We start from the raw sequence: 6255 nt of genomic DNA, 5'->3' as shown, positions 1-6255 counted from the left end.
CTGACCGGCGACGACCCTGAGATCCGGCCGCTCGTCGAGCCGCTGCTGACGGTGCTGGGTACGATGCTGGAGCAGCTCGATCGGCTGAGCCGGCAGGTCCTCGGCATCGTGCGCGGCGAGCCGGCGCAAAGCCGTGTAAGGAAAACGACCGTTTTCCTGTCACCCGCGAGGAGCGCCTCGCCAGCCCTCCAAAACAGCCCCGTTTGTGTCAGGAAACCGTGACTGGAAAACTACTGACAGGAAAACGTGACTGAGCGACTATCCTGACATGCTCGCCGGCTACGCCCGTGTCTTCGGCCGGGCATCGGCGGCCTGTGGGAGGTGAACGAGATGGTGTTCTCGGCTCGCTACCGCAGGGCCAATGACACGAGCCAGTTGCCCAACATGGGCATCACCCCGGCCCAGCCCGAGAACGTAAGCTAGGCCAGGGCAGCTCGGTACAGCGCAAAGAGCGGAACAGGTCGGGCTCGAAGAACCCATCGAGCCCTTAAGTTCCTGAATTCCGGCAGCTATCCTAGCGGAAATCCGACAGCGGGAACGCGCCACAAGCGCGGCCGTTGAGGGTATAGGATTCACGTCAATAGGTGCCGAGATGGCGCTGACAGGTCGGTTCTGGTTCCGCAAGACGTGGCGCGGCAAGCTTATCCTCCTGGTCGAGGAGCAGCGCGCAAGCTGGGTGGACGGCGGGCAGCTCAAGCCGCGCTGGCGCGACGCGAGGCTCCTCGATCTTATCGAGACAGCCCTCCAGCGTCTGGTCGATGTGGCTCGCATTCGCCGTCTCAACGGTGGTCACTGATCGGCTATCCACTACCCCCTTCGCTCCAGGCCAGAGCCAACGCCGAGATCCGGTGTTACAGGTGGAAGGCGCCTGCGAACCCGGTGCGGGACTCTGCGGGCGCATCCCCTGGGGAGGGGCGCCATGCAGAAGGTCACCGTGCAGCCATCCCGCGACGGCACCCACGCAGTCATCCGCGGCAACAAGGTGATTGTCGTCGGCCTCAGTCCCGACGACGCCCAGAACTACGCGGCCTTCCTGCGGGCATCAGAACGGGTCCGCCAGACGCAGCGACTGCCAGCGGCCACGGTGGCGCACCCGTCCCATGAAGTCCGTCATTGCTGACCTTCCTGCTTGCGAAGGCCGTCTTTGAGGACAGGGCGGCCTCGCCCACTCGGCAGGTGGCACATAACGGCCGAGAGCCGGCGGCTCTTCTCTGAGGGGAGCGCGACCGGCGCTGAAATTTGGCTGGGGGCCTGTTGGGATGTGCGGTGCGCGTGCGCGTGGACGATCTGGCCCGGGAGGGCGCAAGCCTCATCCCGTCCTGATGTGCTTATCCAAGCCGCCCCTACGCACGGCCGCGAGTGACACTCGTCGCCATTGCGGACGCACTACGTCACCCGCTCCAACACGCGCTGAACCTGCACGGCCGACCACGTGCCGCCGCGCGCGGTCGGGATGCCCCTGAGGTTCAGCTCGGCCGCCACCTGACGCAATGAGGCACCGCCGGCCTGCAGCTCCCGCATGACGGGCGCCAGATCGGCCGCGCGCCTGTCCGCCTTCCCACCCCGCACCGCCACGCTCGCCGCGTTGCCACGATCCCGCACGTCCAGGAAGTTGCCCCGGTCGCCCCCGAGCTTGCGCCCGCGCGCCTTGGCGGCGGCCAGCGCCGCCTTGGTGCGGGCCGAGATCATCTGCGCCTCGTGCTCGGCCACCGCCGCCAGGATGTGAACCGTGAGGCGGTTCGCCTGCGGGAAGTCGGCAGCCGTGAACTCGACGCTGCTCTCCATCAGGTTGGAGATGAAGGCCACGTTGCGGGCCAGCCGGTCGAGCTTGGCGATGATCAGCGTGGCGCCGTGCATCCGGCAGAGGCGCAGCGCCTCGGCGAGCTTCGGGCGATCGTTGCGCTTGCCGCTCTCGACCTCGACCACCTCTGTACAGCGCGCCCGTAAACAGCCCGCTGCCGCGACCGTCGAAACATCGGCATCGGCGTCAACTCGGGATGGTTGAGGCCATGCCGCCGAGTTGGCCATCCCGGCCCTGCAGCATGACCGCGCAGCAGCTATCCAACACAACATGTGGTATGGGACGGAAATGCACCTACTAGATATGGATTAAATCGACGATCCCGTGTAGAATCGGGACAATTGGCGATGACGGCTGAACCGCTGCCCCTTGGGCTTCGGCCTCAGCAGTCGCGCCAAGAAGTGCCCGGGTCCACGAGTCACGATCGTGAAGCCGGGCGATTTTCTCTGGCTGAGAAACGCACCCGAAGGCACGTATGCACAGTTAGACCATATTTGGCCCTGCCTGTCACGGATCTATCCTCCGTCGACTTATCAGACTGTGCAAAAATCTTCGGATGCGTTGATCTATAGGATCTACGCAATGACGCATTCTGTTGGCGCTGTCTGCTCGGACAGTGCCGGTGCCGACGCGGTCTGTGCCGCGCCCGCTGTGCTGAAACCCTACGACCCGCTGGACGCCATCGGCATCGGTGAAGCCTGCCGCATCACCGGAGAGGGCCGGCTGCGCCTGATCGCGATGGCGCAGCGCTACAGCCTCGGCCGCAAGATTGGCGCGCGCTGGGCCTTCTCGCGTGTCGCCTTGTGCGCCTTCCTCAATGGCGATGAGGAGGGGCTGGCTGCCTATCTCGCCGGCGACCGCACCGGACCAGCCGTCACGCGCGCCTACCAGGCTGCGGGCGTCCCGCTTCTCTCTCAGCGGGGCTGATCGTGATCACAGAAGCTATCTTGGCGCCCGGCATCCCCGCGGCGCAACGGACACCCACGCCTGCCGTTCGCCGCCTCGCGCAGCACTTCAGCGCCAGCGTCATGATGGGAGGCGGGGCATGACCAAGATCCTGAACCTACTCGACTTCAATGATGCCGCGCCGCAGCCGCACATGAGCCTGCTGCACAGCTTCGGCTCCCAGCCTGACCTCGGCCGCCATATGGGCGAGATTGCCCGTCTCGTCCTCGGCAGCCCGAATGGGCGCCTCTCCTCTGTGCATGAGCTACGCTATGGCACCCACGGCTCACTCTCCGTCAAACTGCAGGACGGGGTCTGGTTTTGCCACGAGACGCAGCGAGGAGGCGGCGTTCTCGATCTCCTGCGCGAGCACGCCAACTTGTCAAAGAGCGCTGCATTAGATTGGCTGCGCGAGCGGGGATTTCTGCCAGAGCAGCCAAAGCCGAAGGCAGAACCGCGCTCCCATCTCAATATCGTTGCCACCTACGACTACGTTGACGAGTACGGCGAACTGCAGTTTCAGGTTGTCCGCTTGGAGCCCAAGGACTTCCGGCAGCGCCAACCGGACATGCTGTCGCCCGACGGCTGGATCTGGAACCGCAAAGGTACTCGCGATCTACCCTATCGGCTGCCCGACATCGTCGCGGCCGTGCACGACAGCGTGTTCATCGTGGAGGGCGAGAAAGACGCGGACGCGCTTGCCCTACTCGACTTCGTCGCCACGACGAACGCCGGCGGCGCAGGTAAGTGGACTGAGGACCTGACCCCCTACTTCGCGGGTAAGGTGGCCTACGTGCTGGCCGACAACGACAACGCCGGCGCAAGCCATGCCCGCAAGGTGGCTCGGAGCCTCTATGGCACCGCTGCTGAGGTGCGGATCGTCAATCTGCCGGGCCTGCCGCACAAGGGCGACGTCTCAGACTGGCTGGCCGTCAACGATCCCGCCAGCTTGGTGGATCTCTGTCAGGAGGCGCCGGTCTGGCGGCCGGAAGAAGCGGAGGCTGAGCCGGACGAGTCGTCAGATGCAGTCGGCAGGGAGATCACCACCGTTTGCGCGGCTGACCTGCACGGGAAACCTGTCCCGCGGCGCCTGTGGCACGTCAACGGGCTGATCCCAGCCAACAACGTGACACTGCTGGGCGGCGACGGTGGCACCGGCAAGAGCTTGCTTGCCCTACAGCTTGCCTGCTCTACGGCGCGCGGGTGCTCCTGGATCGAGTACAAGCCCCGCAAGGGCCGGGTGATCTTCCTCAGCGCCGAGGACGACATCGACGAGCTCCACCGCAGGCTCGACGACGTAGCGCGCGGCTATCGTTGCGAGTTGTCGGACCTCTCGGACCTCGTGATCGTGCCACTGGCGGGCGAGGACGCGGTGCTCGCCGCACCGAAGGGCCACGGCAGCAACATGCTCGAGACCACGCCGCTCTGGCGGACGATCGAGGCCAAAGTGGCCGAGCTCAAGCCAACTCTCGTGGTGCTCGACACGCTCGCCGACCTGTTCGGAGGCGAGGAGAACGCCCGGGTTCAGGCCCGGCAGTTCATCAGCCTGCTGCGCGGCCTCGCCCTGAAGCAGGAAACCACGGTCGTGCTGCTCGCACATCCGAGCCAGTCAGGCATGGCCAGCGGCAGCGGCTCGTCGGGCTCGACGAGCTGGAACAACTCGGTCCGCAGCCGGCTCTACTTCGAGCGCGTGCTGATGCCGGACGAGCGGGGCAAACCCACGTTTGAGCCCGATCCGGATCTGCGCCTCCTGTCCACCAAGAAGTCGAACTATGGCCGCGTTGGCGGTGAACTCCGGGTGCGCTGGGAGCGGGGGCTCTTCTGGCGAGAGGTCAGGGAGCAGGCCAGCGGCGAGGACGGCAACAAGGTCCTCGAGGCTGAGACCATCTTCATGCAGATGCTGACGGCCTACACGGATCAGGGACGGCCTGTCAGCGCGACTCCATCTGCCAACTACGCGCCGACGCTGTTTGCGAGCGACCCCGAAGCGCGGGGCGTGAGCAGGAACCGTCTGAAGCTCGCTATGAACCGCCTCTTCGCGGCTGACCGGATCAGGGTCGAGGAGATCGGCCCCCCCTCACGCAGGCAGAAGCGCATCATCGAAGTCGGCCCCGAGAAGGCCCTGGAAGACGAGCAGTTTGAGGGCGATCTGGACATCGAGGAGGATGAATATGACGGCTGTCCTTCAGACGCTCTTCATTCTGACTTTATTCCTGATATTTAGGGCTTCAGACGCCTTTCAGACGCCCCTGCAGACGGGCTTCAAACCCGCTTCAAACGCCTTCACACACACTCCCCTTCCCTAACGGGAAGGGCCCCATGAGGGGGTCCCTTCCTTTAGAGGGAAGGGCCCGCCCGAAGGAGCGGGGCTGTTCCTCTGCGGCCAGTCCCGCTTCCGGCGTCCTGGTTATCCTCGCGGCAAGCTAGCCGTTTTGCACGGGCTGAGTATGGCCTACGGACTGGGAGCGCTGATGAGCCCGCGAGAGCTCCTCAGAGACTCACAGACGGTCGGGAGAACGTTTCTGGAGGGGGGGGAGTGCCACTGGCGCGACCTCGGCCGCCTACGGGCTCGCTGGGGCCATTAGAAAACGCCCGGCGAGAGGCTGTCTAGGTGGAGAACTCATCGCCAGCCCTGCGTCGCCCTTTGCACGTCCGTTGCAGGCCCAAATTCCTATCTCCTCACAGCCCCCGCACTCTGCCCTCTCGCCCGCACGGCCCAGATCAGCGATGATCCTGCGCAAGGCCGCGGGCAGCGGCAGGGGACGGGCATGCGCGCGGTCTGGGTGGGTCTCGTGGGGGTAGCTCTGAGCGCCAGTGCGGTAGGGGCAGCTGAGAAGGCGTGCCGGCTGGATGGCACCGAGCTTGTTGCAGAGGCTGCTGGTCCAGCGGAAATGAAGCGCCCGGACCTAGCAGGGCAGCACTTCCGCGTTCAGCGTGTTGCGAGCTGGACGAAGCGCGTCCCTGGGCGTGATCCAAGCGAGACGCTCACCGTCGCCGAGATCTCCGTCGCGGTTGAGGGCAAAGCCGGCCGTTACGTCATTTCCCAAGGCTACACCCCGCATAGTGTGCCTTGGATCATGGCGACCTCCTGGGCGCCTAAGGATGCCAAGTCGGTCAATTTGGCCGGGGCTGAGGACGTGCAGGTCGTTGATTGGTCGAAACGCAGCCGGAAAGCCGAGGCTTCTTACTTCACCGAGGAGATCGCATCTTTCAACGTCTACGGGGGCCCATTCTCCGGAATGAGCCTATCGCCTACCCATTGCCGGTAGAGCGGCAATGCGCGCGCTTCTGATCGGAGTACTGGGGGCGTTAATCGCTGCCGCCTCGACCGCAGCCTCGCCCAGCCATCGTGCCAAACCCGTCCCCGGGCAGGACAAGGCACTCGACTTGGCTTTCCGTATCATTCGGGAGCACCGCCTCCTGCCCAAGGATTATCTGCGATGCTTCTCGCTGACGCTGGACAGCAAGGACGCGCGGAAAATTGCTGAGTTCACGGCTCGGGAGAGCCA

Annotated in this window: 7 protein-coding genes and 1 pseudogene; 7 read left to right on the top strand and 1 reads right to left on the bottom strand. The window is 65.1% G+C overall.

The genetic code is table 11. The features are described from left to right. From WDW90_RS22675 to WDW90_RS22665, 3 genes and pseudogenes are all read left to right on the top strand, one after another. A pseudogene (locus WDW90_RS22675) lies at nt 1-138 on the top strand (IS110 family transposase); the annotation flags it as partial. A gap of 454 nt (nt 139-592) precedes the next feature. Continuing rightward, nucleotides 593-796: a hypothetical protein gene (locus tag WDW90_RS22670; RefSeq protein ID WP_336489727.1), complete on the top strand. Its 204-nt coding sequence runs from the start codon at nt 593-595 to the stop codon at nt 794-796. Between the two features lie 123 nt (nt 797-919). After that, nucleotides 920-1120 (top strand): hypothetical protein, encoded by a 201-nt coding sequence (locus WDW90_RS22665; protein WP_336489726.1) that lies wholly within the window; start codon nt 920-922, stop codon nt 1118-1120. Between the two features lie 266 nt (nt 1121-1386). On the opposite strand, the gene WDW90_RS22660 is transcribed toward WDW90_RS22665, so the two are convergent. After that, nucleotides 1387-2028 (bottom strand): recombinase family protein, encoded by a 642-nt coding sequence (locus WDW90_RS22660; RefSeq protein WP_336489725.1) that lies wholly within the window; start codon nt 2026-2028, stop codon nt 1387-1389. 199 nt (nt 2029-2227) lie between these two features. Here WDW90_RS22660 and WDW90_RS22655 point away from each other — a divergent pair, with 199 nt between their 5' ends. From WDW90_RS22655 to WDW90_RS22640, 4 genes are all read left to right on the top strand, one after another. Further along, complete coding sequence (locus WDW90_RS22655; RefSeq protein WP_336489724.1) at nt 2228-2728, top strand: hypothetical protein; 501 nt, start codon at nt 2228-2230, stop codon at nt 2726-2728. A gap of 118 nt (nt 2729-2846) precedes the next feature. Next, a complete protein-coding gene (locus tag WDW90_RS22650) occupies nt 2847-4970 on the top strand; it encodes an AAA family ATPase (RefSeq protein ID WP_336489723.1) in 2124 nt (707 codons plus the stop codon). Between the two features lie 544 nt (nt 4971-5514). Next, nucleotides 5515-6015, top strand: coding sequence for a hypothetical protein (locus tag WDW90_RS22645; protein ID WP_336489722.1), 501 nt, complete (start codon nt 5515-5517; stop codon nt 6013-6015). Nucleotides 6016-6022: 7 nt separating this feature from the next. Continuing rightward, a partial coding sequence (locus WDW90_RS22640; protein WP_336489721.1) for a hypothetical protein occupies nt 6023-6255 on the top strand: 233 nt, incomplete at its 3' end.

Origin of the sequence: Methylobacterium nigriterrae (genome assembly GCF_037106235.1) — a bacterium.
Taxonomy (GTDB): domain Bacteria; phylum Pseudomonadota; class Alphaproteobacteria; order Rhizobiales; family Beijerinckiaceae; genus Methylobacterium; species Methylobacterium nigriterrae.
Note: the sequence above shows the minus strand (reverse complement) of the source record. Positions and strands in the feature narration are given on the sequence as shown.